The organism is Treponema sp. OMZ 788 (genome assembly GCF_024181245.1).
In the GTDB taxonomy this organism is placed as follows: domain Bacteria; phylum Spirochaetota; class Spirochaetia; order Treponematales; family Treponemataceae; genus Treponema_B.
In genome coordinates, this window is the sequence record NZ_CP051199.1 from 1,238,623 (window position 1) to 1,264,288 (window position 25,666).

Sequence of the window (25,666 nt, forward strand, 5' to 3'; positions counted from 1 at the left end):
CGTCAACTATGCAGTAAATACATAAAAATCATATTCGTAATTGCAAATAGTCAATATTCATCGCTTGTGCTATTTTTTCCAGAGTTGCTTTTCGATTCTTTTTGGAGGTTTCCATTTGACTATAAGCAGCTTGGCTTATTCCCATTTTTTCGGCAATTTCAGTTTGTGTAAAGTTTAAGTATTCACGCCATGCCTGAATAGAACTCATATCTTCCAAATGTATTTTTTTTATTACTTCATGCGGGATTGTTTCTTTTTCGTTAAATTCTCTTACCTTATGATTACATAATGCTTGAAAAGCTTTAAAAGGGATAACCGCATACTCAGGTTTTCCGTCTTTTCCCGCTATAAATTGAACATCAATAGGTGTTGTCATCTCTTTTTTTTACCTCCTCGATTGATAGTATATGTATTTTCTCAATGTGATTAAACAGAATCCTATATCTACCGACACGCAACCGATAATCATATTTGTGATTACTTAATGCTTTTACATTTAAAACATAAGGAAAACCGGATAAAGTATCAACAGCTTCAAGAATCTGTTTCTTATCGGTTTTTTGTATTTTATCAAGTTGTTTTGAAGCTTTACGGCTCCATCGAATCGATATCATTGTTTTATTATAAGATAATTATAAGTTTCTGTCAATCATTTTTGTATTCGATTATGTTCTATTTTTCAATCCATACATCAGCTTTTCTCCTTTGTACATAGCTTCAGAGATAAAAATCGGAAGGAGTTTAAAAAATTTTAAAAGGCCTTTTTTTCCTCCCCTTGCCTTCCATGCATAGTCGAGCTTTGTCCAAATGGAAAACAAAAGAGGAATAAAAAACAAAAAAAGCGAAAGCAAAGCGGCCGTCCGAAAGGGTAGAATTTTTTCCAGTGTCTCTTTTAATTGAAGCGAAGTTGTGGTATTAAAAAAAAGGGAGCTTAACTGCATAAGGGCAATGAGTTTTAAAATAAGAAAACCTGAGTCCTTTATGTCGCTTTCCGCTTTTATGAGGAGAGAAAAAATATGAAGGCTTACCAGAAGCAGGCAATAAGGTATGATGGGTTTTAAATCCCTTAATTGATCCAAAAGCGAAAAACCTATAAAACGGGCAAGTAAAATAAAAAAGACCGAATAAACCTGCACATAATTAGGAAAGAAAAAAATGAGGGCTGTAAACCCGAAAAGAAAAAGCAATTTTAAAAGGGGGGACATCCTATGTAAAAAGCTCGTTCCCCTCCTATAAGAAAATAAGGGTCTTATATCCAAATTAGATCCTCCCTCTTTGTGTATGAAAAAAGAGGATGTCTTATGCTCCAGTCTTTTAAGTTTTGATTTAGGCCGTCATCAGGCAGCCCGTCAAAAACTTTTTTTCCGCGATGAAGAACCAAAAACCTGTCGGCAAGGGCATAGCATTTTTCAAGCTCATGACTTAAAAGAAGAATTGTATAATTTTCGGCCTTTAATTCTTTAATAAGAGCATTAACCTGCACTACCCCCTCATAATCCAAATTCGCATAGGGTTCATCAAAGATGATAACGGGAAACTTCATCGCCAAAATTCCTGCAACGCAAAGCCGCCTTTTTTCTCCTCCCGACAAGGAGCGGGAAGAATAATACCTCTTATCTGTTAGGCCTGTTTTTTCTAAAGCCTCCTCCAGCCTTTTGTTTCTTTCCTCTTTCGGAAGTTTTATATTTTTTAACCCGAAGAGAATATCCTCTTCAGGTGTTTCGCCCAAAATCTGCAAGCCGGAATCTTGAAAAACTATGCCGCATCTTTCTTTTACATCAACAAGCCCCGATGAAGGCCTTACAAGTCCTGCAATAATCGACATGAGGAGGGTCTTTCCCGAACCGTTTGCACCCGAAATAAGAAGGAGCTCCCCCTTAAAAACGCTTAAAGAAACATCATCCAAGGCCTTAAAATTAAACACCCCGTCAAAGGAATTTTGAACAAAGGTCTTTGTTATATTCTTTAAGCTTATAATTTCTTCACTCATAATTTTATCTAAGTTTAAGATTAGGTGTTTGAAAAATACCTTGCAGAAACTGGTCTTAGCTTGTAAATCAAAAAGGAAACCAAGATCATCTTGATAAAATCCCCCGGTAAATAAGGAAGGCAGGCAAGACTCAAAGCCTCAAAAAGCCCCCTCTGAGTAAGCTGCATAAATCTTGCTATTCCAAAAACATAGATAAGGGCAAAGCCCGAAAAAGAAGCTGCAAGTATTTTTAAGTAGTTTATAAACTTAAAATCGATAAAAGTGCCGGTATTCTTACCGGTATTCTTACCTGAAAAACCTAAGTCCTTGGCACCCGGCTTTCGAAAAAAAAGAATTAAAAAAGCGGCTGCTGCAAGGTAGCCTATTAAAAAACCTCCCGTCGGCCCTAAAAGATGGGCTAAACCGCCTCTTCCCCCCGAAAAAACGGGAAGCCCTAATAAGCCGGCAGCTAAAAAAATTGCAGTTGAAGCCGTCCCATAAAGCCCTCCCAAAAGTCCCGATGCCAAAATAGGCATCATGTTTTGAAGCACTATGGGAACCGGAGTTCCGGGAAGAGGAAAGGCAATAAAACCGCTTACGGCAATAAGGGCTGCAAAAAGCGGAACAAAAACTGTAACAATCGAGGGCTTAAAATTTGCATTCATATTTTCTCCAAGCCAAATTGATAACCATTAAACCAAAATAGGGTAACAATTTAAGGAGCTTATGTCAAGGCCCGTATTGCCTTCACGGAAATCAATTTTGTAATATCTTTTTGATAAAAGATATATCCATGAGAGCTTTAAACATAATGTGTGACAAAGAAGCTTTAGGTGCATTTTTTTGTTTGTATCTGGATATCAAATTCAATGCTACTTTTCGTCCTATGTTCAAGGCTTGTTGTAGATTTTTATCTAAAAGCCGACAAAAATCTTCTTTAAACTGAACATCCAATAACCAATGCATGGTTTCTACAGCCCATTCTTCTTTATTATCCATCCAATTTAAATTAGTTGTACAGAATGCTGTTCGCTTTTCAACTCTTTCACGATTTTTTTCACTCGTACAAGCCGTGTCCATTTGTTTTCTTAAAATTTCATCTTGAACATATTCTTCAATATCCGTTTTTAGTATTTGACAATTTAAGGCATCGGCCACGATTATATGTCCTTTTATATTAAGAGTTTTTATAAGAGCTTGAAGCCATATTCATAAAACATTCATTTAATGAGTCTATGTTTATCAATTTAAGTAGACAGGTAAGCCAATAATAGCAAGGTATTTTCTCTATGCCGAATTCTTTGCTAAGTTTTTCTTTTATAATATCTTCAGTTGCTCACTCGTGTATTTCTCTAATGTTTTTACGTCCGCAAAGAAGACCTAGTAATAATATTTTTAAAGCTTCGTTTACGCTGTAAAAATATCCGTCGTGATTGCTGATTATTTTGATGTCGCTAAAGTAATCAAATATATTTTCGCTTTTCCATACCTTTATTATCGGCAGTTTTTAGCAAACTTGATTTCCGTGATTGCCCTGCTCTACCCATTATAAAAGTTAAAAAAATATGCTATAATTAATTTATAATTCCTAATTAAGAATTAATTTGCGAGGGGGTAGAAAATGACCGATATCCGCAGGCTGCCTATAGGCCTTCAAAGTTTTGAGGTCTTGCGTAATGAAGGCTTTGTTTATGTAGATAAAACGGAATATATATTGAAACTTGCCGCTGAAAGCCGCGTGTTTTTTTTTAAGCAGGCCGAGGCGATTTGGGAAAAGTCTTTTTCTTTCTACCTTAAAGGCTTACTTTTTAGGCAAAAAGGAGCTTTTTAAAGGGCTCTATATTGAAGAGGCGGAGCAAAAACTGGCAGAAGTTGAAAACCGTGAAGCTTGGATAAATTATCCCGTTCTCCACTTGGATTTTAATGCCGGGATTTATGATTCAAAGGAAGGACTTTTAAACCGCTTTCTTTCATTTTTTAACGAATATGAAGAAATATACAAAAGCACAGGTCTCGATATCCCGGACCGTTTTAAAAACCTTATAAAAAAGATATACGAAACAACAGGAAAGCAGGTCGTTATTCTTGTCGATGAATATGATAAGCCCCTCCTTGAAACCATGATTATAAATGAGCCCTTAAACGAAGAATATAGGCGTATCTTAAAAGGTTTTTACGGGGTAATTAAGTCTTGCGATGAGTATATCCGTTTTGCTTTTTTTAACGGGCGTTACCAAATTCAGTAAGGTCAGTATATTCAGCGATTTAAACAATTTGAGGGACATCTCTCTCGAAAAAAATTATTCGGGAATCTGCGGTATTACCGAAAACGAATTGAAGAAAGTGTTTAAGCCCGAAATTGAAGCCTTGGCAGAAGAGCGTAAACTAAACTATGAAGAAACCCTTGCTTTGTTAAAAAAGCGTTATGACGGCTACCTTTTTCATCCTCAAGGAGAAAGTGTTTATAATCCGTTTAGTTTGCTCAATGCCTTTACAAAAAAAGAAATCGGCTCTTATTGGTTTGCAACAGGAACCCCTACCTTTTTGGTCAGAACCTTGCAAAATCAAAAAGAAATTTGCATCCGCGATATTTTAGAAAATGCGGAAATGGATGAAAACTCATTGCAGGACTACAGGCCCGATATAAATAATCCTGTTCCTATCCTCTTCCAATCAGGTTACTTAACCATAAAAGATTATGATGAAAGGCTTGGCTTATATAAACTAGGCTTTCCGAACGACGAGGTAAAGTACGGCTTTTTGGATAACCTTATTCCCTCTTACACTTCAATTGCAAAGGATGCAAGCGGCTTATTTATCGGTAATTTTATAAGGGATATCGAAAAAGGAAACACCGAATCTTTTATGAAGCGAATGTACACTGCTTGTGCAGGCCTTCCTTACAGCCTTGCTTCAAAGGAAAATGTAAAGATGAGGGAAAGGGATTACCAAATAGCCTTTTATATTATCTTTACACTTATGGGGCAGTTTGTTGAAACCGAGGTAGTCAGCTCAAAAGGAAGAGCCGATTGTGTGGTTCACACCGATGATACAATCTACATCTTTGAGTTTAAGCTGATGGGCTCAGGCACACCAAAAGAAGCCATCCAACAGATAAAAGAAAAGGGCTACGCAGAGCCCTACAAGATGAGCGGAAAAAAGATAGTTCTCATCGGTGCTGTTTTTGCCGACGGTATCAACGAGGAAACGGCCGATACTTGGGAATCTTGCGATTTATCTTAAAGCTCAATGCAGGATTTTGACTAATTTACCCTAAAAGCCCCATACTTGAAGCCTCCTCAAAAATAGGCTATAATGCTCACTATATGAAATATAAAAATCTACCGGTATACGAACAAAAAGACAGAATATTGGAAATGCTTGAGCACAATCAGGTAATAGTTGTAGAAAGCCCCACAGGCTCAGGCAAGACTACCCAGCTGCCGGTTATTTTACATGAAGCAGGTTATAGCCGTTCAGGTATGATAGGTGTTACTCAGCCGCGCCGTATTGCGGCCCTTTCGGTAAGCGAATTTATTTCAAAACAGCTTAAAGAGCCCATGCCCGGCCTTGTCGGATATAAGATGAGGTTTGAAGATAAGACCTCAAGCGATACAAAGATAAAAATAATGACCGACGGCATTCTTTTACAGGAACTGAAGCTTGATCCTTGGCTCAGTAAGTATTCCGTAATCTTGGTTGATGAGGCCCATGAACGCAGTTTAAACATAGACTTTATCTTGGGGCTTTTAAAGCGGATAATAGCCGAACGCAAGGACTTTAAGGTAATTATTTCGTCGGCTACTATAAACACCGATCTATTTTCGATGTATTTTGACGGATGCCCGGTAATCAAAATAGATGCCATAACCTACCCCGTTACCCTTATCTTTGACCCTCCCGCGATCAAGGCCTCTACCGATACCCAAGAGGCGGAAACGGCCCTGATGGACAAGATAGCCTCGATTGTAGGGCGCATTTTAAGCGAGGGACGGAGCGGAGCCATCCTTGTTTTTCTTCCCGGGGAAAGGGCAATCAAGGACTGTATCGAAAGGCTTTCAAAGGAACTGAACTGACCCCATAAATTAGGACACCTTTTGGAGGTGTACAGATGGGAAAAATAGAGAAGTACAGTATTGACTTCAAACTAGAAGTTGTAGGAAAATATGAACGAGGAACATGCGGCTACAAAAGACTCGCCAGAACATATGGGCTTTCTCGAGATACCGTACGCGATTGGTGTCTAAATCCACGTCTGCATGAAATAACAACTATGGCTCGGAAAAAGAAAATTAACAACGAAGAGCACGACCTTGAATATTATAAAACGGCAGCTCTTTTTTTGGGAAACGTACGCAAAGAATATCGAAGAGGAACTTGCAAAACAAGGTAAAAAAAAACTCGTTTTGAAAACGATTCAGGACTGCCTATCAATAACACCGCGGACGAAGATACGGAAATTGTGTAAAGTTGCAGAAGTTTCAAAGTCAACATTCTATTATAACCGGAACAATGACCGTCAAGCACAAAAGGATGCACAAATCATAACTTTGCTTAAGAAACTGCCCAAGGAAATCATATTACGACGAGGAAACAAGGCGAAAGCAATCATTCTCAGACAAAAATTCGGTGTAATTGTAAATCACAAGCGCATAGAGCGCATTTGCCGTGCATACGGCCTTCTTGCGAAGAATAGGAGAAGAAAGTTTCCTAAACATTATTACGAGCAACAAAAGCAAAACAAGCAAAATCTGCCCAATAATATTCTGAATCGTCAATTCTGTGCAGCAGAACCGCTTACAAAACTCTGTACAGATGTATCGTATTTTCGTACTACAAAAGGATGGTTGTATCTAAGTCCTGTGCTTGATTTATATAGAAATCAAATTAGTGCCTACCACATGTCGACTCATAATGATGAAAAACTGGTTATGGATATGTTGGATAAACTTCCATGCCTTGAACCCGGAGCACTTCTTCATTCCGATCAAGGCGCAGTATATACTTCCAAAGCATATACAAATCGCCTTAGGGAAAAGAAAATCATTCAAAGTATGAGCCGTAGGGCAAACTGCTGGGATAATGCCTGTATGGAACATTTTTTCGGAACTCTCAAAGTCGAAAGCGGATATAACGAGCTAATAAAAATCAGAACTCCGACAGAACAAGAAGTGATAGCACTGATTGACAATTTTATAAAATATTACAATAATGAGCGTATTCAAAGAATCTCGGCTGGCAGCCGCCAGTCGAAAAAATCTGCTTAAACTGTCCTAAAATATGGGGTCAGTTCAAACCGTGGTACAGAAAACTTTTTATCCTTCCCCTTTACGGCCGCTTAAGCAAGGAAGAACAAGAAAGGGTTTTTAAGTCTCCTCCCTTCGGCAAAAAAAAGATTGTTATCTCGACAAACATAGCAGAAACCTCAATTACCATAAACGATATCGCGGCCGTCATAGACTCAGGCCTTGCAAAGCTTAACTTTTATAATCCTTTTACCTTTACCTCAAGCTTGGATGAGACCCTCATATCGAAGGCCTCTTGTAACCAAAGACGAGGACGAGCCGGAAGAACTCAGGAAGGCGTATGCTACCGCCTTTATACCCGTAAAGATTTTGAAACAAGGCAGCTTTATACCCTCGAAGAAATCTACCGCACAGACCTATCCGAGGTTGTTATGCGCATGGCGGAACTCGGCATCCTCGACTTTGAAAATTTCGACTTTATTTCGCCTCCCGGTAAAAAAGGCATCATAGGGGCCATAGACACCCTTAACATGCTAGATGCCCTCGAAAGCGACCGCTCTTTAAGCAGCATAGGAAAGATGATGTGTCTTTTTCCCTTGGCTCCGAGGCAGTCAAGAATTATAGTTGAAGCTATCACAAAATACCCCGACCTTGTAGAAGAGGTTTTAATCGCTGCAGCCTTTTTATCGGCGAGAAGCCCGGTCATCTTCCCCGAGGGTGAAGAAATTGAAGCCCGCAAGGCACATGCCCTCTTCGATGAGCCCTTGGGAGACTTTGCTTCATTCTTAAAGGCCTTTAGAATGTACTCTCAAGCCCTCGATAAGGAGAGGTTTTGTAAGATTCACTATCTTGATGACAGGGTCATGGCCGAAATAGCCAACATAAAAGAACAGCTTGAGCTCATCGTTTCCGATATGGGCGTGCCGATTTTATCCGGCGGAAAGATGGAGCACTATCTTACGGCTATAGCCAAGGGAATGATTCAGTTTGTGTGCTCGGCTCAGGGAAGGGATTCTTACCGCTCCCTTACCACAGAAAAGATTTTTATTCATCCCGGCTCCTGCATGTACAAGGAAAAAGAGCAGTTTATAGTTGCAGGCGAAATAGTTAGAACCTCGCGTATGTATGCCATGTCGGTATCCCCTCTTTCAAAAAAGATAATCGAAGAGGTCGCCCCTGCCCTTTTAGAAAAAAAAGATAAGAGATCAAAAACAGGAAAAGAAGAACAGAGGGCCGAAACAAAAGAAGAAAAGAAAAAGAGCGAAGAAGAAAGTGTTCTAATCGAAGGAACCCGCTATCTTATAAAAAAGATAAAAGGCAAAAAACATCTCATCCTGCCTTGGAAGGAATTTAAAATCACGGCCGAGGCTATAAGGCAAAAATATACAGAGGAAAACCAAAACGGAGCCTTGGAGCAGTTAAAGGGTTTGAGGGGAAAAATCGAAATCGGCAAAAGCGAGCTTTTATCCGGAGAAAAGATGGATTTGATTTTAAATGTAGTAAATAATTTTAATATTGAGCCAATCGAAAAAACCGCAGACGAAAAACGCTTTGATAAAAATAAAAACTATTTTTTCGAAGAGGACTTAGAAGTGCTTATAAATTCTTTAAGCCTCTTATTTAGAACTACAATCGCAAAAAAAACTACAAAGCAATTAGGCTTTATAACCCTCTTTTGCGACGGAACAGGGCATTTTTGGTTTAAAACATCAAGAGGCTTTCATACAGCCTTGCACGAATGCCTTGTTTCTCTTCAAAGCCTTATTGACCTTGCAGGAGAAAATTTTAGCGAAGAGCAAAAAACAATTGTCCGCAATATCTACGGAAAAATGAATAAGATGATCTAAGGAGGTGTTTATGTGGTGGTTTGTTGCCGTTTTAGCTGGTATTTTTTTGTTTTTATTTTTAAAGAAATCTTTGGAAGAAAATTCGCAAGGAGTCAGATTAAATGACGGAACAGCTGCAGAAGACAAGGCCTTAGAGAACATAGTAGAAATGGAAGACATTTTTTTTGAGGCTGTTAAATCAGGGAAAAAGGCTGTTAAATTTATGCACTTATTTTATCAAGAAGACTTGATGATGATAAAATCCTTATTTCAAAGCGAGCATATTCCGTATAGGATTGAAAACGAACATGTAGCTTCGGTTCTTGTCGGATATGGTGTTACAGGCTTTAATCACACAGACCTTTATATTCTTCGTGAAGACTACGATGATGCATTTAAAATTGTAAAGGAATACGCAGAAAATAAAAGATTATCAGGAAAGTCCTCAGCGATGGCCGAAAAAGCAGGAGCCGTAATTACCGTTTTGCTTGCATCAAGTTTTATTCCCGATAAAAATGAAACCTCAGGCATAGTAGTTTTTAAGCTTGAAGAAGATTAAATTTGAAACTTGAAGCTCTTAATTAATATCTTTTATTTTTTTTAAAAGAGATACAGCATTATAATTTTTAGAATCTAATTCCAAGGCATAAGTTAAAACGGTAATTGCCTTATCATAGGCTTTTCTTTCGTAAAAAATTGATGCAATCTCATGCTGCAGCATACTTTGCCTTTTTTTATCATTCGTCATAGATGCGGCAAGGCTATATGCATTTAAAGCTTCTTGGGTATAACCGGACATATAATACATATAAGCGGAATTTACTGTGGCCGCATAGGCATAAGCAGGAAGTTGGGCAGCTGCCGCAAAAGAAGAAATCGCATTTTCAAAGTCTCCGCTCAATGCATAATTTATCCCCGCATAAAAAGAATCTTCATATCTTTTGCCTATTTCACTCACGCTGAGACAAGCATTAAAATCTCCTGATTGAGCAAAATACCATTTTGCATATTCCCTGATTATAGGTTCTTTCCCATATTTTTCAAGAATTTTCCAAAGCTCGGCCTTTCCCTTGACCTTAGAAGAATAAGTTTTATCCTTTATTTGCTTGTATCTAAATTCCTCCAAAATAAATTTGGGATCAAAACCGGAAGATTTCATAGCTCTTTCTAAAAGTTCTTCGGATGCATAGGTCATCTTGGGAGATGTAAAATAAAGCTCCTCCATCTTCATTGAATAAAAGCCCTTAGATTCAAGATAGGCAGTAATTTCATCCTGGGCATTTAACTCACGCAAGGCAAGGTCTTCACGCACATAACGTGCTATAACAGGATAAAAATCGGGATAGAGTTCAATACATTCTATTAAAAGATCCACACGCTCTCTTTCATCGGGAGCAGTTAAGGCTAAGTCGTAAAACACTATGGGAGAGGCTTCCGGACTTCTATCGGCAGCCGCCTGCCAAAAGGCTCTGGCTCTTTCAGTATCACCCATACCAAAAGCCGCATCGGCTGCAAGCATCAGATGAAGCCTTGCATTTTCAGCTGCAGGCCCCTTTCCTCCATCCTTATCTGCATACAAAAGAGAAAAATACAACTCTCCAAAGATTGAATCAAATACACCTAAATCGTAAACAATACAGCTCCAAAAAAAAGGATGATCAGGAGCAATATCTTTCGGAATCACGTAGCGTAAATGCGAGGCCTCCCTTAATCTTCCTTGAGAAGCCAAAACAACAGCAGCATTTTTTAAAAAAATCTGATTGCCGGTTTTATCATAAGCGGCCCTCAAAAGGCTGAAATCCGAGTTAAAAGAATTAAAGTTAATATCGGCCAAAATAGAAGCCTCAGCCCCCAGGGAGGCATAAGGAGAGTCTTTTAACATTCCGCAATAAGGCAGGGCATCGCCGGCTTTTCCCGTATCAATAAGAATAGAAGTTAATAAGGCAGGAAGCTCAACAGAATCGGGATACTTTTTGATGCCTTCCTGTAAAGACATTAAGGCATCCGGTTCTGCTCCAAGCTTTAACTGTCTTTTAACGATGCTGACATAATTTATATAATTCGAAGCCTTTTTTTGAAGGCGTTTTAAGTTCTTCAATGCTTTGGCAGAACTGCCTTCCGATATTTGCACATCTATACGATCAAGATCTTCCAAAAAAGATTGCTCATCGTTTTTTAAAGAACAAGAAAAAAGTAGAAAAAGTAAAAAAACAATATTAAAAATTCTCTTTTTAAACTTCATTTTTAAATTCTAAGACTTATTTTTAATACTGTCAAGTACCGCATTGACAAATTTATAAGAATCATCGGTTCCGAAATCCTTGGCTAAGTTGATAGCCTCGTCTATTACAATTGGCGGAGGGGTATCTTTTTGGTATAAAAGAGAATAAACGCTCAATCTTAAAATAGCCTTGTCAACCGAATTAAGGCGTTCTATAACCCAGTTATCCAAATTTGATTGAATCGCCTTATCTATTTCGGCTATATTCTCGATTGTTCCCAACACCATCATTTTAGGAAAAAGATACCTGTTAGGGTCAGTGGTGTCTTCATTTTGCCAAGAGAATTTCAATAAATCGTCAAGGACGGCCCCGCCCATATCCCAAGCAGCAAGGGCTTGGAAAGCGAGGATCCGTCCTCTTCTTCTGCCTACACTCATCAAAATCTATCTATTACCAATTAAGAAGTTTATCAAGTTCAGAATCTGTTTTTATAATTTTACAATTATCATCAGTGCGTAAACTTTCATATGTAGTTTGAATAATGGATTGAAAAGCATTTAATGCAAGGCTTTGAGAAATAAGCCCCTTTATCTGATCATAAATGGTAATAGTAGATGAGGGATCCGGAACATCGCTTAAAGTTAAAATCTTAGCATCAAGTTTTTCTGTTATAACAAAAAACTGCCTGCTGTCAACCCTATCTTGTATGTCAAATATGTGATTTACATCCTTGGAAAAAATTTCCATCAAGGCTTCAGGAGAAGCATTTAAAAGCTGAGCACCCTCGGCGGTTTTAGGTATATAACCTTCTTGGGCCACATAATTACCTGCTTCTGAATTTTTCTTAATATTAGCAATCTCTTTTATGTTCTTTTTAATTTTCTTATGTAATTCATTAATTTTATCAAGTTCTTCCTTGTCTTTTCCCTTCTTTTCGACAGCTACAAAAAGCATTTTAACCATATCAGGCCTGACTAACTCACCTTTTTTCATTTCATAGTATGCACGGATTTGAGCATCTGTAGGTGTAGCCATTCTTAATATTTCCGCTTGATTTTTTGAAGTTATATAATTTTGGATTATAAGATTATCTTTTATAATTTTCTTTACTTCTTCAACAGTATTACCTGTTTGCTTTTTCATAAACTCATCAAGAGATATATTTTCTTTTTGTTTTATCATTTTTGCAAATTCACTTTCGGTTATAGGAGAGTTTACAATTGCAGAAAGTGCATTATTAAATTCTGCATCGACTTGAGAATTAGCAACTTTAATATTCTCTTTTTCAGCAGCTTGAACTAAAAGCTTAGTTCTCATTAAACTTTCCAAAACAAGCTTTTTATCGGAAGTTGCGACTATATTTACTCCGCCTTGCGACTCGGCAAACTTCACAAGCTTTTTAAGCTGCCCCAGAGTAATAGGTTCCTTTTTTGAAAGGTTGACCTGTGCGATAACCTGCAAATCATTTTGGGCAAACAAAAGCCCCAAAAAACCAACCAACATCACTGCAATAAAAACTTTCTTTTTCATTATTATCCTCACCTATTATCCCAAGTAGGGATGATATATTTTAAAGAAGGCAAAGCCGAACTTTTGCCATATTAACAAATTGTAAAGCAATAAGTTACATTTAATGTTCAAGAACGGCCCTAATGCGTCTTACACCTGCAGAAGAAGACTGTTCCTTTTTTATCAAAAAAGTTCCTAGGTTTCCTGTTTTTTCTACATGAGGACCGCCGCAAACTTCCATAGAAAAGTCCCCTATTTTGTAAACCTTAACAACATCCTCATATTTTTCACCGAATAAAGCCATAGCCCCTCTTTTTTTTGCTTCTTCCAAGGGCATGACCTCCATAGTTACGGGTAGATCAGCCTTGATAGCCTCATTTACAAGACGCTCTACTTCTTTCTTTTCGGCATCAGTCATGGGTTCCGGATGAGAAAAGTCAAATCTAAGCCTTTCAGCCGTTATATTTGAGCCCTTTTGCTGAACATGATCGCCTAAAACAGTTCTTAGGGCCTTGTGTAAAAGATGGGTAGCCGTATGATAGGCTGTAGTCTGTTCTGAATGGTCGGCAAGGCCGCCCTTAAATACCTGCTCGCTTCCGGCTCTCGACAATTCCTGATGTTTTTTAAAGGCCTCATCGAATTCTTCCCTATTCACTGTCAAGCCGGATTCGGAGGCAAGTTCTTCAGTTAATTCAATCGGAAAGCCGTAGGTATCATAGAGCTTAAAGGCCATCCTTCCCGGAATTACCTTTTTAGGATTTTTTAAAAGATTAGGGAGCATTTTTTCGAATTCGGCCTCGCCTTTCTTTAAGGTTTCAAGGAATTTATCCTCTTCTGCCTTGAGTTCGGTTAAAATTAAGTTTTCGTTGTCTTTTAGCTCGGTATAAAATTTTGAATTTTGAGCAATGACGGCAGAAGCCGGAACCGATAAAAAGCTGCCGTCTATGCCGAGTTTTTTGCCGTGTCTTACGGCCCGCCTAATAATTCTTCTTAAAACATAGCCTGCCCCTATATTTGAAGGAAGCGTAGTTTTAGGATCGCCTAAGATAAAACAGGCCGTCCGGATATGGTCGGCTATAATTCTGATAGAGGTATCGGTTTTTTCGTTATCTCCGTATTTTACGCCGCTCAAATCCTCGATGGACTTAATAATCGATGTAAAGGCCTCGGTATTATAAACTGAAGGTTTTCCTTGAAGCATGGCAACGGTACGCTCAACCCCCATTCCGGTATCTACACATTTTCTTGCCAATGGAGAATATGAGCCGTCCTTGTTTTTATGGTATTGCATAAAAACATTGTTCCATATTTCTACATATTTACCGCAATGGCAGCCGGGACGGCAATTTGAACCGCAAGCACTTTTTCCGGTATCAATAAAAATTTCCGTATCTGGACCGCAGGGACCGGTTTCTCCGGCAGGGCCCCACCAGTTATCTTCCTTTGGTAAAAAGAAAATCTTATCTTTTGAAACTCCCAAACTCTCCCAAATAGAAGCAGACTCTTCATCTCGGGGAGCATCTTCATTTCCATCAAAAACCGTAAAAGAAAGTTTATCGACAGGGATACCTAAGTATTTTTCATCGGTTAAAAATTCAAAGCTATAGGCGATGGATTCTTTTTTAAAATAATCTCCCAATGACCAGTTACCGAGCATTTCAAAAAATGTCAAGTGTGAGGCATCTCCTACATCGTCTATATCGCCTGTGCGGACACATTTTTGCACATCCGTTAGACGGCTTCCTGCCGGATGAGGCTCACCCATCAAGTAAGGAACAAGCGGATGCATTCCGGCTGTCGTAAACAAGACCGTTGGGTCATTTTCAGGTATAAGAGAGCGTCCCGATATCTCTACATGATTTTTAGATTTAAAAAATTCTATATATTTTGAACGAAGTTCATCAACTGTAATATTTTTATTCATAGGAAGATATATTAAAGAATAAGAAAAAAATTGTCAATATGTCGATCAAAAATGTACATACGTGTACTTTTTTGATCGGTAAAGATTTTTCGGGCAAATGCCGAATAAGAGTTAATATAGGGAGAAAATTTAAGATGAAAAAATTGATTTTTACTTTTGCAATTCTTTTTACGGTTTTTACAAGCTTAAATGCAGAAGAAACAAAGCCTGAGTTCGAGGTTACTCTTAATATTACAAACATTGAGACTATGGAAGGAAAGCTCTTTTTGGCTATCTATCAAGATGCAAAGTCTTTTAAGAAAAAAGAGCCTTTAAAGACGTTAAGCATTAAAGTAGAAGCTAAGGATATGACAATAACGGAAAAACTTCCTGAAGGCGAGTATGTTTTTTTTGTTTATCAAGATCTCAATGAAAACGACAAGCTGGATAGAAACTTTTTAGGTATGCCTAAGGAACCGGTAGGATACAGCAATCATAAGGGCGGAAAGCCAAAAGGATTTGACAAGTTAAAAGTCGAAATCAAAGAAAATAAAAGCGTCGGCATTAAAGTTTTTAAAATTTAATATTTTTTAGGCTAGATTTTAATCTTAGTATCTGTTAAAATGCCCTTTCTTGAGAGGAATTTTAATGGATAGTACAAAAAATTTAAAAAACAAGCTTCCGCCCCACAATATGGAGGCAGAAAAGGCTGTTTTAGGAGCTATTTTAATAGATCCTGATGTTTTTACCTTTGTAAGACCTATCTTAGATGCAGGGGCTTTTTATTCTCCTCAACACCAAAAGATATATAAGGCTATTTCGGAATTAGACACCCGCTCCCAAAAAGCCGATATTTTAATATTGACGGACTATCTTCGTTCTACAAATGAGCTGGACTCGGTCGGAGGAGCAAGTTACATAGCATCTCTTACGGATGAGGTTCCCAGCTCTGCAAACTACGAATTTTATGCAAAAATCGTATTGGAAGCTGCAATAAGAAGAAACTTGCTAAAAGTTTCAAATAAAATTTCTGCAGATGTCTTTGATGACAGTATATCAAGCCGAACAGTCTTGGAAGAGGCTCAAAAAAGCATCTTTGACCTTACTGAAGCCGGGAATTCGGCGACATTTAAGTCCTTGGCTGAGGTCATAATGCCCACTTTGGAGGTTCTCCAAAAACTACACGAACGCAAGGGAGAATACACAGGGGTTCCCTCAGGCTTCGGTAATTTGGACAATATGACCTACGGATTTCAAAATTCGGAATTTATCATAATAGGAGCCCGTCCCTCCGTAGGAAAAACTGCCCTTGCAATGACCATGGCTGCCCACATAGCTATTGATGAAAAAATACCTACAGCCTTTTTTTTCTCTAGAAATGTCGGATATGCAGCTTGTACAGCGTTTGATAGCTTCAAGAGCAAAAATAAATTCAAACAGAATAAGGTCTGCAAACCTGACGGCAAGAGACTTCGGAAAGGTATCTGAAACTTGCGGTTTGCTCTATGAAGCACCATTCTACCTTGTAGATATGCCTAATATGAAGCTTTTGGATTTAAGAGCAATAGCCCGCCAACTTTGCAGTCCGCCATATAATGTAAAAATTATTTTTATAGACTATATAACCCTTATTACGGGAGAAAATGCAAGCATACCACGCCATGAACAAATCGCAGAAATTTCAAGATCTCTAAAAAGTCTTGCAAGAGAGCTGGATATTCCGGTAGTCGCCCTTTCTCAGTTAACAAGGGATGCGGAAGGAAAAAAACCCGGTCTTGCCGATATAAGGGAATCCGGCTCTCTTGAACAGGATGCCGATGTGGTCATGTTTTTACACCGTGAAAGGGCCGACACAAGCGAAGACGAAGCAAAACCCATTCCCACAGAACTAATTTTAGCAAAGCAAAGAAACGGCCCGATAGGTACTGTTCCTCTCTTATTTTTATCCCAATATACGACCTTTGTTACCGAAGCTAAAGAAAAATGATACATAAAAATCATAAAATCTTCTTGACTATTGGTATAAAAAGCTGGATAATATACTTAAGATTATTTTTAAGGAGGTTTCTTTGAAAAAAGTAAGAGTATTACTTTTACTCTTGTCTGTTCTTTTTATGTTTTCATGTAAGTCTGCTCCCAAACAAAAGGAAGAAAAACCGGCTGAACCTGAACAAACTCAAGAGCAGGAAGCAGTAAAAGAAGAAACAGATAAGACAGCGGATTCTGAAGACACATCTTATACAGTGTACTTTGCATCTCAATCTTATCAGATTGATCAGTTTACTGCACAGAGACTTAAAGAAATAGGCGAAGATCTAAAAGCAAAAAATGTAAAGAAAATCGTCGTTTCAGGTCACAGTGCAAAACTCGACTCACAAAAGGAAGAAGATCGCATTGCATTACAGCGGGCAATTGCTGTTGCAAGCTATTTTCAAAAAATGAAGTTGTTTGATGCGAACAACATAATCGTAGAAGGTCAGGGAGCACGCAAACCGGCCCGAAGCCATTCTGAGATTACTGACCGCTTCAAAAACCGAAGAGTAGAAATTCACAGTGTTAAGTAAACACTATGAAATTTAAAAAAATCATTTTGGAGGTAACTAATGATTAAAAAAATTTTTTTTTGCAGCCGTATGTTCAGTTTTAGCTGTTTCAGCTTGGACTCAGGCTCCTTCGATTGTCGGAACAGACTATGTTAGACCCGCAATTCACTATGTTGAAGAAGGCACAAACTATGTAAATAGCGATGTCTTTTTTAAACTCAGATCAACCGATAAGGACACAGGTCTTGACTTTGTAGAATTTGCCTTAAATGGTGCAGCCTTTATGCGATACAGAAACCCCTTCCAACTTCTTGAAGAAGGAAAATATGATATTTCATACAGGGGATTTGACAACAGCGGAAATCTGGAATTGCCCAAAACATTGTCGGTAATTGTAGACAATACGGCTCCCGATACAATGATCAAAACAACAGAACCCTTGTACAATGACGGTGTAGTGCTTTACTGCTCAGCAAATACAAAATGGTATGTTTCTGCAGCCGATGCAGTCGGCGGAGCAGGTGTAGCAGCCGGATATATGGGAACAGATCTAAATGCCCTTAAAATGTCAGGAAACGGCAAAGAGTCCGAGCAGACCTATGTTTCATTGGATGCTGAAGGCCCTGTAAATCTTTATTATACAGCCATCGACAATGTAGGAAACCTTTCTCCCATTCAGTTGATCGCAGTTACTATCGATAGAACAGCTCCTGTTGTAACTATTGCAAATTCTAACCGTCTTATCAACAAGGATGAGGAATACATGGTATTCCCCAGCAATAATGTTGTCGATGAAGAAGGCAGAGTTATTGTTTCTACAAACGAAACAGTTTCATTTGCAGCACAAGACGAAATTTCAGGTGTTGACGCAATTTATGTAAAAGTAAATGACGGAGAATACACAAAATATGTAGAGCCGATCAAATTTACACAAAATGCAGTTTACAAAATCGAAGTTAAGGCTATCGACAATGTAGGCAATGTTTCTGATCCCGTTTTATATACATTCTATGTTGATCAGATTACACCCAATTCGGAGGTTGATATCATTGACAGAACCGGGAATCTTCTTCCCGCCACAACCCCCGCAAACGCCCAATAAAAAAATTGAGGCATCACCGATAAATCGGCTTCCGATATAAAGATTCATCGGTTTCCGAATAATAGGTAAAAAAAGCCGAAAGCGGGACAGTCCGCCTTCGGCTTTTTTATTTTGTAAGATTATGAAGTTAAAAAAGATATGTTGTTTAATTTTTCTTCTCATAAATTTTTCATATGGTTTTGCACATACAGATTTATACAAATCAAAAACCGAAATTGAGGCCGCATTAAACTATCCGGTAAATTTTAATATTTCACTATCTCATTTTTTAAAATTTTATAATAAAAACTCAAACTTAAAATATACGGAACTCGGCTTTAAGCTAAGTTTAAAACCTGCAAACATATTAGGATCTTTTAATTTAAACCTAGCCTATATTCCGTTTATAAATTTTATTACCAATACGGTTTTGGGAACAGGATGGGCCTACCCTGCCCTTAATTTTTACGGTATGGCTCAGAATAAAAATATAAATAATTTAGAGGTAATTAGTCCTTTTTATTTTTCAAATATTTTTTTTAGTACTTATGGAGGATTTGAGCTATACTTTGATCTTAGATCTCAAATAAAAAGCAAATGGGCAGGTCTTCTTTTAAAAACACGGCATATAATAAATTACAGGGCTCTAGTTTTCTTAAAAAATAACGACTTTTGGTTTTTTGACAATGATTTAGGTGAAAATAGAAATGGGGCTAGATATATCGGGTCCTACTCCATAGAATACAATATGCCTCTTTACTTAAACACAATAAGAATTGAGCTTATAAGCTATAAAAATCTATATAAGCCTCTTCCTTTTACAAATAATAAAGCAGAACAATTATGGACCTTTGAACTAAAAAATGAATTTTTTTTTAAAACCTCTGAAAAAACACAAATAAAACTGCAAGCCTTATGGAAGACAGCCCCTATTTACTATAATTACAATGATGAATATCATTTTACAACAAAAATAATCAACTCGAAAAAGAATATAGATATGTTCTTTGAGTCGGTTGCAATCAGTCTTATATTCAAACTATAGGTTTAAAAAAGCCCTTATCCGTAATTATACCTGCACACAGTTCATAAGGCGTGATATCAAAGGCCGGATAAAGTCCTGCAATTGAACCGCCCTTATGTTCATTTTTACAATCAGAAGGTAAAATTGCAGTTCTGATCCCCATAGCGTAGAGAGTTTCTTCAGGATCTCGATATTCTATTTTTACATCTTTTGCCGAAACATAGTTTTTATCGGGAAAGCCTATTGCATAATAAGGAATATCAAAATATTTTGCAGCTATGGCCATCTGTAAGGTTCCTACCTTATTTATAATTGAACCGTCAAGAGTGATGACATCTGAAGCCGAAACACAAAAGTTAATTTTTTTTTCGCTCATAAGAAGGGAAATCATATTATCGGTGATGACGGTAGTGTCAAAGCCCATATCGTATGCCAAGGAAGCAGTCAAACGGGCACCTTGAAAATATGGACGGGTTTCTGCACAAAATACTTTAATCTTTTTATTGGTTTCTTTAAATCTACGCAAATATCCCCCTACCGTCGTTTCTCCAAAACATTGGGTTAAAATTGAAGAACCGTCAGGAACCAAGTCTGCAAAAATGGCGCCGGCTGCCGTATTTTTTTTATACCGGTCATTATTTTGGTCTACGGCATTTTGCTTTAAGGCCTTAATAATGTCATTCGAGGAGGTTCCATTTTTTATTAGAGATTCAAAGAGGTTCAATGCTTCTGCTGTAACAAACTGCATTGCCTTGCTTGTGGTCGGACGGGCATGGGATAAAGCATAGGCAGCTTTTTTCATAAATTCAAGATATTCTGCCTTTATAAGATTTTTTCCTTGATAGGCAGCAAGAGCCATTCCCATAGCCGCAGCCGCAAAAGGGCCGCCGCTTTGAGTTACCATATCGGCAATAGCCTTGGCCACTTCAGTATAAGTTTTACATACACAAAATTCGGTTTTTGCAGGATAGATACGCCTGTCTAAAATACGTACTTCGCCGTAATCTTCATCAAACCAAGCAACATTTTCATATTGCAAAATAAAACCTAAATTATAATCTTCCCGTATTTTCAAAGCTTTTATCAATTTTCCCTATTCACTTGTAAGTTTTACAATATTATAAGCATTTTTTGTAATTTAGTCACTATAAAATAAAAAAATACTTAAAACTCTTGCGTTTTTTAAAAACCTATTTTATAATATATATGATAGTTAAGTATATAAATAATAAATACTCTTAACTATAAATCAGTGAAAGGAGTGTAGTATGGAAACAACAAAAGAAAAGAGAAATTTAAATTTATTTAACATTTTCTCGCTAGGTTTTGGCGGAGCTGTAGGCTCCGGGATCTTTGTGCTAACGGGATTGGGTATTGCCGCTACCGGCAAATCCATATTGGTATCAATTATGGCTGGTTGTATTTTTATGCTTTTGGCATATTTTTACAATGTACTTTTATCATCAATGTTTATGTTTGAAGGAGGTGATTATAGTCAAAAAGCATTGGTTTTTAATCCTTTTTTTACAGGTGTAAATGGATATATAACATTTATTAATGGTTTTTCTGTCGCTATGTATGGTCTTGCGATGGTAAACTATGCAGGAATAGTACTACCGCAAATTATACCATACACAAAATTAATTGCAATCATAATTATTACTTTATTTTTTGCGGCAACAATAAGAGGCTCAAAGTTTATATCCACAATAAACAATATAATGACTGTAGTATTAATTGCAGCAATTGTCTTTTACATTGTATTCGGTATTCCAAAGGTAAAACCTGGATATTTCTCCGATCCTAATTTTTTTACTGATGGATTTAAAGGAGTTATTGCAGGAATAGCAATTATGGGATGGGCATGCCAGGGAACAACAATGGGTCCGGTATCGGTATCGGCTGTTACAATGAAGCCTAAAAAAAATATACCTTATGGTATTTTCCTTGTAACAATAGCAATTGCTATTGTTTATGGGTTAATGGGTTATGTATCGGCAGGAGTTCTTCCCATAAGCGAGGTCGCAGGCCAAAATCTTTCACTTGTAGCCGCCGAGATTTTTCCAAGATCAATTTTTATTCTCTTTATAATGGGAGGAGCTGTTTTTGCCATAGCAACATCAATGATTACCGGTATAATAATGGTTCGATATCCAATACTAAAAGTGGCACAAGCAGGTTGGCTGCCGAAATTTTTTACAAAAACAACTAAAACAGGTTATCCATGGGCTGTTTACGGTATTTACTATATCCTGTCAATTTTACCGGTTTTGCTTGGGTTAAAATTAGATGCGATCGTCTCTTTGGTAATGATACCTGCTATGTTAACAAATTTATATACAAATATAAAATGTATTAAGGTAATAAGAGACTATCCGGAGCAATGGAAAAAATCTGTATTGCATATGCCTAGAATAATTATGGATATCATCTGTATACTCTCGGCACTTTGTGCGGCAATCGTTTGTTATAACTTATTTATGATGCTTTCTACAAAAGAAAAACTTTTTATGATAGGTATTATGGTCATAATATCGATCCTCTCAATTTACAATTTAAAAGCCGGAAATGTAAAAATTGAAGAATTGGAAGCAAATAAAAGGCAAATTATAGAAGATGCCTTACTTGCTGAAACGGAAGAATAGGAGGAAAAAAAATGGTTTACGATTTTACAACAAAAATTTCAAGGAAAAACTCAGGTTCACTCAAATGGGACTTAATGTATTCACAAAATCCCCAAGTTGGAAATGATGTGGTTCCTCTTTCGGTGGCTGACATGGAATTTAAAAATCCGCCGGAACTTATTGAAGGTTTAAAAAAATATCTTGACGAAGCCGTGTTAGGATATACAGGCCCAACTGAAGAGTATAAAAGAACCGTAAAAAAATGGATGAAGGATAGACATAACTGGAATATTGAAACAGACTGGATAATAAATACGGCGGGAGTCGTTCCGGCATTGTACAATGCTGTTAGGGAATTTACAAAACCGGGCGATGGAGTTATTATAATAACTCCTGTCTATTATCCTTTCTTTATGGCTGTAAAAGATCAGGAGCGCAAGATAGTAGAATGTGAACTGCTTGAAAAAAACGGGTACTATACGATCGATTTTGAAAAACTGGAAAAATTATCCAAGGATAAAAATAATAAAGCCTTGCTCTTTTGCTCTCCTCACAATCCTGTAGGCAGGGTCTGGAAAAAAGACGAACTTCAAAAAATAAAGGACATAGTTTTAAATAGTGATCTTCTGCTCTGGTCAGATGAAATTCATTTCGACTTAATTATGCCCGGCTATGAGCATACAGTACTTCAATCTATTGATGAAGCACTTGCCCGCAAGATGATTACTTTTACTGCACCATCTAAAACGTTTAATATAGCCGGAATGGGTATGAGTAACATAATAATTAAAAATCCTGATATGAGGGAAAGATTCAAAAAATCACGGGATATTACAATCGGAATGCCCTTTACAACTCTTGGTTATAAAGCTTGCGAAATTTGCTATAAAGAATGCGGAAAATGGCTGGATGAATGTATAAAGGTCATAGACAAAAATCAAAGAATCGTAAAAGAATTTTTTGAAATAAATCATCCCGAAATAAAAGCTCCTCTCATTGAGGGCACCTATTTACAATGGATGGATTTTAGAGCATTGAAAATGGATCATAAGGCTATGGAAGAATTTATGATTCACAAAGCTCAAATATTTTTTGATGAAGGTTATATCTTTGGAGACGGAGGAATAGGATTCGAAAGAATCAATCTGGCTGCTCCTTCATCCGTTATTCAAGAAACATTAGAAAGACTAAGTAAGGCTTTAAAAGATCTAAAAAAATGACATTCAAAAATAAAATCTTACGATGAGTAAAATTTAGATCCTCTTGTGCTTAATACATGAAGCATAAGAGGGTTTTTATAAAGGCTTATTTTTACTGTTATTTTTTTCAAGAATTCGTGTATAAGCTTTTAGAATTTTATCGAAGGCTGCCATTTCATCCACAGTAAAAGATTCCAACAGTTTTTTTCGAGTCTTGACATTATCTTTATTATCATAAGCTTTATGCTTTAAAACCGTTTCTTTAGCTTTTTCTGTAGTTCTTAAAAAAAAGACTTTACCGTCGGATTCATTAACTTCTTTATAGACCAATCCCCATTTTATAAGTCTATGCACAATTTGAGAAATAGCACTTGATGTTCTATTCCATTTTTTTGCAAGGGCTGAAACCGTTATATTTTCATGATCGTAAATATCCGTTAAAATATGCATTTCAATCATAGTATATTTCCTATCCGTGCCATAATCTCTTCTTATGGTATAATAATAAGAAAACGACAATACAAAGTCATACATACCATCAACAACAGAACTTATATTTTTGTACCTTTTCTCAATCAAATCGATGGGCTCATTATCTTCTACCCATGCATTAACTATTTCATTTTTATAAATATCCTCAAGCATTCAAAACTCCCAAGCAGCTAGGCTCAAAATTTTACGAACCTTATTTACAAAGATATCAATTTTTACAACGAAAGTCAATTATTTTTATTTTTTTTAGAAAAAGTCTTGACAAAAATATAAAAATAGAATATACTCCCTCCCGTGAGCGAGAGCTTCTAGATTACTTGCTCATTAAATTGCAATACTTGACATTTTTTGGGTTTATGTATATTATACACACGCTCACTGTTAAGCGAGAGTGGTGGAATTGGCAGACACGCTAGACTTAGGATCTAGTGCTTCGGCGTGAGGGTTCAAGTCCCTCCTCTCGCACAATTCCACAAAAACAAAAAAGTGGAGTAGAATTGCGGGAATAGCTCAGTGGTAGAGCGCCACCTTGCCAAGGTGGATGTCGCGAGTTCAATCCTCGTTTCCCGCTTCTAAAGCGATTCGGTGAACGGATCGCTTTTTTTTTACCCTTTTGTAAAAGGGCTGTCTTAAAATCAACTCTAAGGAAGGAAAAATGGACTACGAAAAGAACGTAACTCTTAAAGAAAAATCACATGCGGAACTTTCAGTAAAAATCAAACAGGCTGATGTTCAAGAAAACTATAAAAAATTGCTCAATAAATATTCAAAAGAGCTTCAAATACCGGGATTTAGAAAAGGAAAGGTTCCCGTATCGGTACTTGAAACAAAATACGGCGATGCAATAAAGGGAGATCTGGCAGGCGACCTTATTGAAGACTCTTTAAAAGAAATTTTTGAATCTCTTGACGAATACGAAAGACCTCTCCCCTACTCATATCCCGAACTTCAAGAAAAACCGGAATTAAAAATTGAAGAAGACTTTTCTTTTACAGTCCACTATGATGTTTTCCCCAAGGTCGAAATTAAAAAAATTGAAGGCTTTACTGTTGAAGTACCGGAAGTAAGTGTTTCTGAAGAAGACATAAAAAAAGAGCTTGAAAGGCTTCAAGAACGAAATGCCCTTGTTACAGCCTGCAAAGAAGGAAGTACAGCAGAAAAAGATCATATTGCCACAATCAATTACTGCGAACTTGATGATGAAGGAAAAACAATTTCAGGCACAGAAAGACAGGATTTTGTATTTACAATAGGTTCAGGCCTAAATATCTATAAAATTGATGATGACATCATTGGTATGAAAAAAGGTGAGTCTAAGGAAATTACCAAAACCTTCCCCGAGGATGACTCAAACAAGGAGCTTGCCGGAAAAACAAAGAAGATAAAGGTAACTCTTACTGCTCTAAAATACAAGGATTTGCCGGCTCTTGATGATGACTTTGCCCAAGATATAAACGAAAAGTATAAAAACTTGGACGAACTAAAGGCCGATATCAAGAAAAAGTTTGAAATAAGTGTAGAAGAAAAAATCAAGTCTTTACAAAAAAATGCTTTAACAGAACAAATGGTAAAGGAGCACACAATAGACCTTCCAGAATCAATGGTAAGGGCTGAGCTTGAATCCAGATGGATGATGATGGCCAATCAATTTAGAACAACACCTGAAGAACTTGAAAAAATGTTCGGCAATGGTCCCCAATCAAAAGCAGCTCTTTTGGAAGGCTGGAGAGAGGATTCCGAAAAGAACTTAAAAGAAAGAGTTTTAATCGAAACCCTTCTTAAAGAAAAAAATATTGAAGTAAATGATGATGAAATAGAAGCCGAATATGTCCGCTTATCGGAAAGAATGGATATTGCTCTTGATGAGTTAAAAAGCTATTATGCCAACCCTCGCGAAAAAGAATATTTAAGCGAAGGCTTAAAAGAAGAAAAACTTTTTAAAGCTCTTTATGAAAAATCTACAATCAAGACAGGCAAAAAAATTACCTTTGAAGAACTTTTAAAAGACTAAATTTCAAGATGGCTTTT

At 37.1% G+C, this 25,666-nt stretch carries 21 protein-coding genes, 2 tRNA genes and 5 pseudogenes; 16 read left to right on the plus strand and 12 right to left on the minus strand.

The window, feature by feature from the left end:
* Nucleotides 1–28: 28 nt before the first annotated feature.
* The 6 genes from E4O00_RS05970 to E4O00_RS05995 form a co-directional block, all read right to left on the minus strand.
* The gene (locus E4O00_RS05970; RefSeq protein WP_253679202.1) at nucleotides 29–376 is read right to left on the minus strand and encodes a helix-turn-helix domain-containing protein; all 348 of its coding nucleotides are present in this window, start codon (nucleotides 374–376) and stop codon (nucleotides 29–31) included.
* Nucleotides 360–614 carry a type II toxin-antitoxin system RelE family toxin gene (locus E4O00_RS05975; protein WP_253679213.1) on the minus strand — a complete coding sequence of 85 codons (255 nt, stop codon included), beginning with the start codon at nucleotides 612–614 and terminating at the stop codon, nucleotides 360–362. Before E4O00_RS05975 ends, E4O00_RS05970 begins: the two co-directional genes overlap by 17 nt.
* Nucleotides 615–665: 51 nt before the next feature.
* A complete protein-coding gene (locus E4O00_RS05980) occupies nucleotides 666–1,259 on the minus strand; it encodes a CbiQ family ECF transporter T component (protein WP_253679215.1) in 594 nt (197 codons plus the stop codon).
* Nucleotides 1,250–1,990, minus strand: coding sequence for an ABC transporter ATP-binding protein (locus tag E4O00_RS05985; protein ID WP_253679217.1), 741 nt, complete (start codon nucleotides 1,988–1,990; stop codon nucleotides 1,250–1,252). The genes E4O00_RS05980 and E4O00_RS05985 overlap by 10 nt, the downstream gene beginning before the upstream one ends.
* A gap of 20 nt (nucleotides 1,991–2,010) precedes the next feature.
* A complete protein-coding gene (locus E4O00_RS05990; RefSeq protein ID WP_253679227.1) occupies nucleotides 2,011–2,634 on the minus strand; it encodes a biotin transporter BioY in 624 nt (207 codons plus the stop codon).
* A gap of 91 nt (nucleotides 2,635–2,725) precedes the next feature.
* Complete coding sequence (locus E4O00_RS05995) at nucleotides 2,726–3,127, minus strand: hypothetical protein (protein WP_253679229.1); 402 nt, start codon at nucleotides 3,125–3,127, stop codon at nucleotides 2,726–2,728.
* 463 nt (nucleotides 3,128–3,590) lie between these two features.
* Here E4O00_RS05995 and E4O00_RS06000 point away from each other — a divergent pair.
* The 6 genes and pseudogenes from E4O00_RS06000 to E4O00_RS06025 all read left to right on the plus strand — a co-directional run bounded on the left by E4O00_RS06000 (nucleotide 3,591) and on the right by E4O00_RS06025 (nucleotide 9,600).
* Nucleotides 3,591–5,212: pseudogene (locus E4O00_RS06000) on the plus strand (AAA family ATPase).
* Nucleotides 5,213–5,295: 83 nt separating this feature from the next.
* Nucleotides 5,296–6,036, plus strand: a pseudogene (locus E4O00_RS06005) (DEAD/DEAH box helicase); the annotation flags it as partial.
* Nucleotides 6,037–6,080: 44 nt separating this feature from the next.
* Nucleotides 6,081–6,362: a transposase gene (locus E4O00_RS06010; protein WP_253679231.1), complete on the plus strand. Its 282-nt coding sequence runs from the start codon at nucleotides 6,081–6,083 to the stop codon at nucleotides 6,360–6,362.
* 13 nt (nucleotides 6,363–6,375) lie between these two features.
* Nucleotides 6,376–7,236: an IS3 family transposase gene (locus E4O00_RS06015; RefSeq protein ID WP_256484006.1), complete on the plus strand. Its 861-nt coding sequence runs from the start codon at nucleotides 6,376–6,378 to the stop codon at nucleotides 7,234–7,236.
* Nucleotides 7,237–7,262: 26 nt separating this feature from the next.
* A pseudogene (locus E4O00_RS06020) lies at nucleotides 7,263–9,062 on the plus strand (oligonucleotide/oligosaccharide-binding fold domain-containing protein); the annotation flags it as partial.
* Nucleotides 9,063–9,072: 10 nt separating this feature from the next.
* Entirely contained in the window at nucleotides 9,073–9,600 is a 528-nt protein-coding gene (locus E4O00_RS06025) for a putative signal transducing protein (protein WP_253679235.1), read from the plus strand.
* A gap of 18 nt (nucleotides 9,601–9,618) precedes the next feature.
* On the opposite strand, the gene E4O00_RS06030 is transcribed toward E4O00_RS06025, so the two are convergent.
* The 4 genes from E4O00_RS06030 to E4O00_RS06045 form a co-directional block, all read right to left on the minus strand.
* Nucleotides 9,619–11,196, minus strand: coding sequence for a tetratricopeptide repeat protein (locus E4O00_RS06030; RefSeq protein WP_253679237.1), 1,578 nt, complete (start codon nucleotides 11,194–11,196; stop codon nucleotides 9,619–9,621).
* A gap of 96 nt (nucleotides 11,197–11,292) precedes the next feature.
* On the minus strand, nucleotides 11,293–11,700 hold the full coding sequence (gene nusB, locus E4O00_RS06035) for a transcription antitermination factor NusB (protein ID WP_253679239.1): 408 nt from the start codon (nucleotides 11,698–11,700) through the stop codon (nucleotides 11,293–11,295).
* 13 nt (nucleotides 11,701–11,713) lie between these two features.
* Entirely contained in the window at nucleotides 11,714–12,793 is a 1,080-nt protein-coding gene (locus E4O00_RS06040; protein ID WP_253679241.1) for an MOSP complex formation periplasmic protein, TDE1658 family, read from the minus strand.
* Between the two features lie 100 nt (nucleotides 12,794–12,893).
* A complete protein-coding gene (locus tag E4O00_RS06045) occupies nucleotides 12,894–14,696 on the minus strand; it encodes an alanine--tRNA ligase (RefSeq protein WP_253679243.1) in 1,803 nt (600 codons plus the stop codon).
* A gap of 134 nt (nucleotides 14,697–14,830) precedes the next feature.
* Between E4O00_RS06045 and E4O00_RS06050 the strand changes: the two genes are divergently transcribed.
* From E4O00_RS06050 to E4O00_RS06070, 5 genes and pseudogenes are all read left to right on the plus strand, one after another.
* A complete protein-coding gene (locus E4O00_RS06050; RefSeq protein ID WP_253679244.1) occupies nucleotides 14,831–15,259 on the plus strand; it encodes a DUF2141 domain-containing protein in 429 nt (142 codons plus the stop codon).
* 64 nt (nucleotides 15,260–15,323) lie between these two features.
* Nucleotides 15,324–16,662 (plus strand): annotated as a pseudogene (dnaB, locus tag E4O00_RS06055) (replicative DNA helicase).
* Nucleotides 16,663–16,744: 82 nt separating this feature from the next.
* Nucleotides 16,745–17,239: an OmpA family protein gene (locus E4O00_RS06060; RefSeq protein ID WP_253679246.1), complete on the plus strand. Its 495-nt coding sequence runs from the start codon at nucleotides 16,745–16,747 to the stop codon at nucleotides 17,237–17,239.
* A gap of 43 nt (nucleotides 17,240–17,282) precedes the next feature.
* Nucleotides 17,283–18,320, plus strand: a pseudogene (locus tag E4O00_RS06065) (OmpL47-type beta-barrel domain-containing protein); the annotation flags it as partial.
* Between the two features lie 121 nt (nucleotides 18,321–18,441).
* Complete coding sequence (locus tag E4O00_RS06070) at nucleotides 18,442–19,344, plus strand: hypothetical protein (RefSeq protein WP_253679250.1); 903 nt, start codon at nucleotides 18,442–18,444, stop codon at nucleotides 19,342–19,344.
* On the opposite strand, the gene E4O00_RS06075 is transcribed toward E4O00_RS06070, so the two are convergent.
* Entirely contained in the window at nucleotides 19,334–20,392 is a 1,059-nt protein-coding gene (locus tag E4O00_RS06075; protein ID WP_253679654.1) for a s-methyl-5-thioribose-1-phosphate isomerase, read from the minus strand. The genes E4O00_RS06070 and E4O00_RS06075 overlap by 11 nt on opposite strands.
* Before the next feature lie 199 nt (nucleotides 20,393–20,591).
* On the opposite strand from E4O00_RS06075, the gene E4O00_RS06080 reads away from it, so the two are divergent.
* On the plus strand, nucleotides 20,592–21,968 hold the full coding sequence (locus E4O00_RS06080) for an APC family permease (RefSeq protein WP_253679252.1): 1,377 nt from the start codon (nucleotides 20,592–20,594) through the stop codon (nucleotides 21,966–21,968).
* Nucleotides 21,969–21,979: 11 nt separating this feature from the next.
* The gene (locus E4O00_RS06085) at nucleotides 21,980–23,167 is read left to right on the plus strand and encodes a cystalysin (RefSeq protein WP_253679254.1); all 1,188 of its coding nucleotides are present in this window, start codon (nucleotides 21,980–21,982) and stop codon (nucleotides 23,165–23,167) included.
* A 75-nt stretch (nucleotides 23,168–23,242) separates the two neighbouring features.
* On the opposite strand, the gene E4O00_RS06090 is transcribed toward E4O00_RS06085, so the two are convergent.
* Nucleotides 23,243–23,791, minus strand: a complete 549-nt coding sequence (locus tag E4O00_RS06090) for a MarR family transcriptional regulator (protein WP_253679256.1) — start codon at nucleotides 23,789–23,791, stop codon at nucleotides 23,243–23,245.
* 232 nt (nucleotides 23,792–24,023) lie between these two features.
* On the opposite strand from E4O00_RS06090, the gene E4O00_RS06095 reads away from it, so the two are divergent.
* The 3 genes from E4O00_RS06095 (at nucleotide 24,024) to tig (ending at nucleotide 25,649) form a co-directional block, all read left to right on the plus strand.
* Nucleotides 24,024–24,103: transfer RNA gene (locus E4O00_RS06095), tRNA-Leu, on the plus strand.
* Nucleotides 24,104–24,137: 34 nt separating this feature from the next.
* Nucleotides 24,138–24,209: transfer RNA gene (locus E4O00_RS06100), tRNA-Gly, on the plus strand.
* An 84-nt stretch (nucleotides 24,210–24,293) separates the two neighbouring features.
* Nucleotides 24,294–25,649: a trigger factor gene (gene tig / locus E4O00_RS06105; RefSeq protein WP_253679258.1), complete on the plus strand. Its 1,356-nt coding sequence runs from the start codon at nucleotides 24,294–24,296 to the stop codon at nucleotides 25,647–25,649.
* Nucleotides 25,650–25,666: the final 17 nt, after the last annotated feature.

Coding starts and splice junctions, on each gene's coding strand:
- tig (WP_253679258.1), top strand. CDS start 24,294: ATGGACTACGAAAAGAACGTAACTCTTAAAGAAAAATCACATGCGGAA.
- E4O00_RS06085 (WP_253679254.1), top strand. CDS start 21,980: ATGGTTTACGATTTTACAACAAAAATTTCAAGGAAAAACTCAGGTTCA.
- E4O00_RS06050 (WP_253679244.1), top strand. CDS start 14,831: ATGAAAAAATTGATTTTTACTTTTGCAATTCTTTTTACGGTTTTTACA.
- E4O00_RS06010 (WP_253679231.1), top strand. CDS start 6,081: ATGGGAAAAATAGAGAAGTACAGTATTGACTTCAAACTAGAAGTTGTA.
- E4O00_RS05985 (WP_253679217.1), bottom strand. CDS start 1,990: ATGAGTGAAGAAATTATAAGCTTAAAGAATATAACAAAGACCTTTGTT.
- E4O00_RS05975 (WP_253679213.1), bottom strand. CDS start 614: ATGATATCGATTCGATGGAGCCGTAAAGCTTCAAAACAACTTGATAAA.
- E4O00_RS06070 (WP_253679250.1), top strand. CDS start 18,442: ATGAAGTTAAAAAAGATATGTTGTTTAATTTTTCTTCTCATAAATTTT.
- E4O00_RS06025 (WP_253679235.1), top strand. CDS start 9,073: ATGTGGTGGTTTGTTGCCGTTTTAGCTGGTATTTTTTTGTTTTTATTT.
- E4O00_RS05970 (WP_253679202.1), bottom strand. CDS start 376: ATGACAACACCTATTGATGTTCAATTTATAGCGGGAAAAGACGGAAAA.
- E4O00_RS05990 (WP_253679227.1), bottom strand. CDS start 2,634: ATGAATGCAAATTTTAAGCCCTCGATTGTTACAGTTTTTGTTCCGCTT.
- E4O00_RS06040 (WP_253679241.1), bottom strand. CDS start 12,793: ATGAAAAAGAAAGTTTTTATTGCAGTGATGTTGGTTGGTTTTTTGGGG.
- E4O00_RS06090 (WP_253679256.1), bottom strand. CDS start 23,791: ATGCTTGAGGATATTTATAAAAATGAAATAGTTAATGCATGGGTAGAA.
- E4O00_RS06080 (WP_253679252.1), top strand. CDS start 20,592: ATGGAAACAACAAAAGAAAAGAGAAATTTAAATTTATTTAACATTTTC.
- nusB (WP_253679239.1), bottom strand. CDS start 11,700: ATGAGTGTAGGCAGAAGAAGAGGACGGATCCTCGCTTTCCAAGCCCTT.
- E4O00_RS06045 (WP_253679243.1), bottom strand. CDS start 14,696: ATGAATAAAAATATTACAGTTGATGAACTTCGTTCAAAATATATAGAA.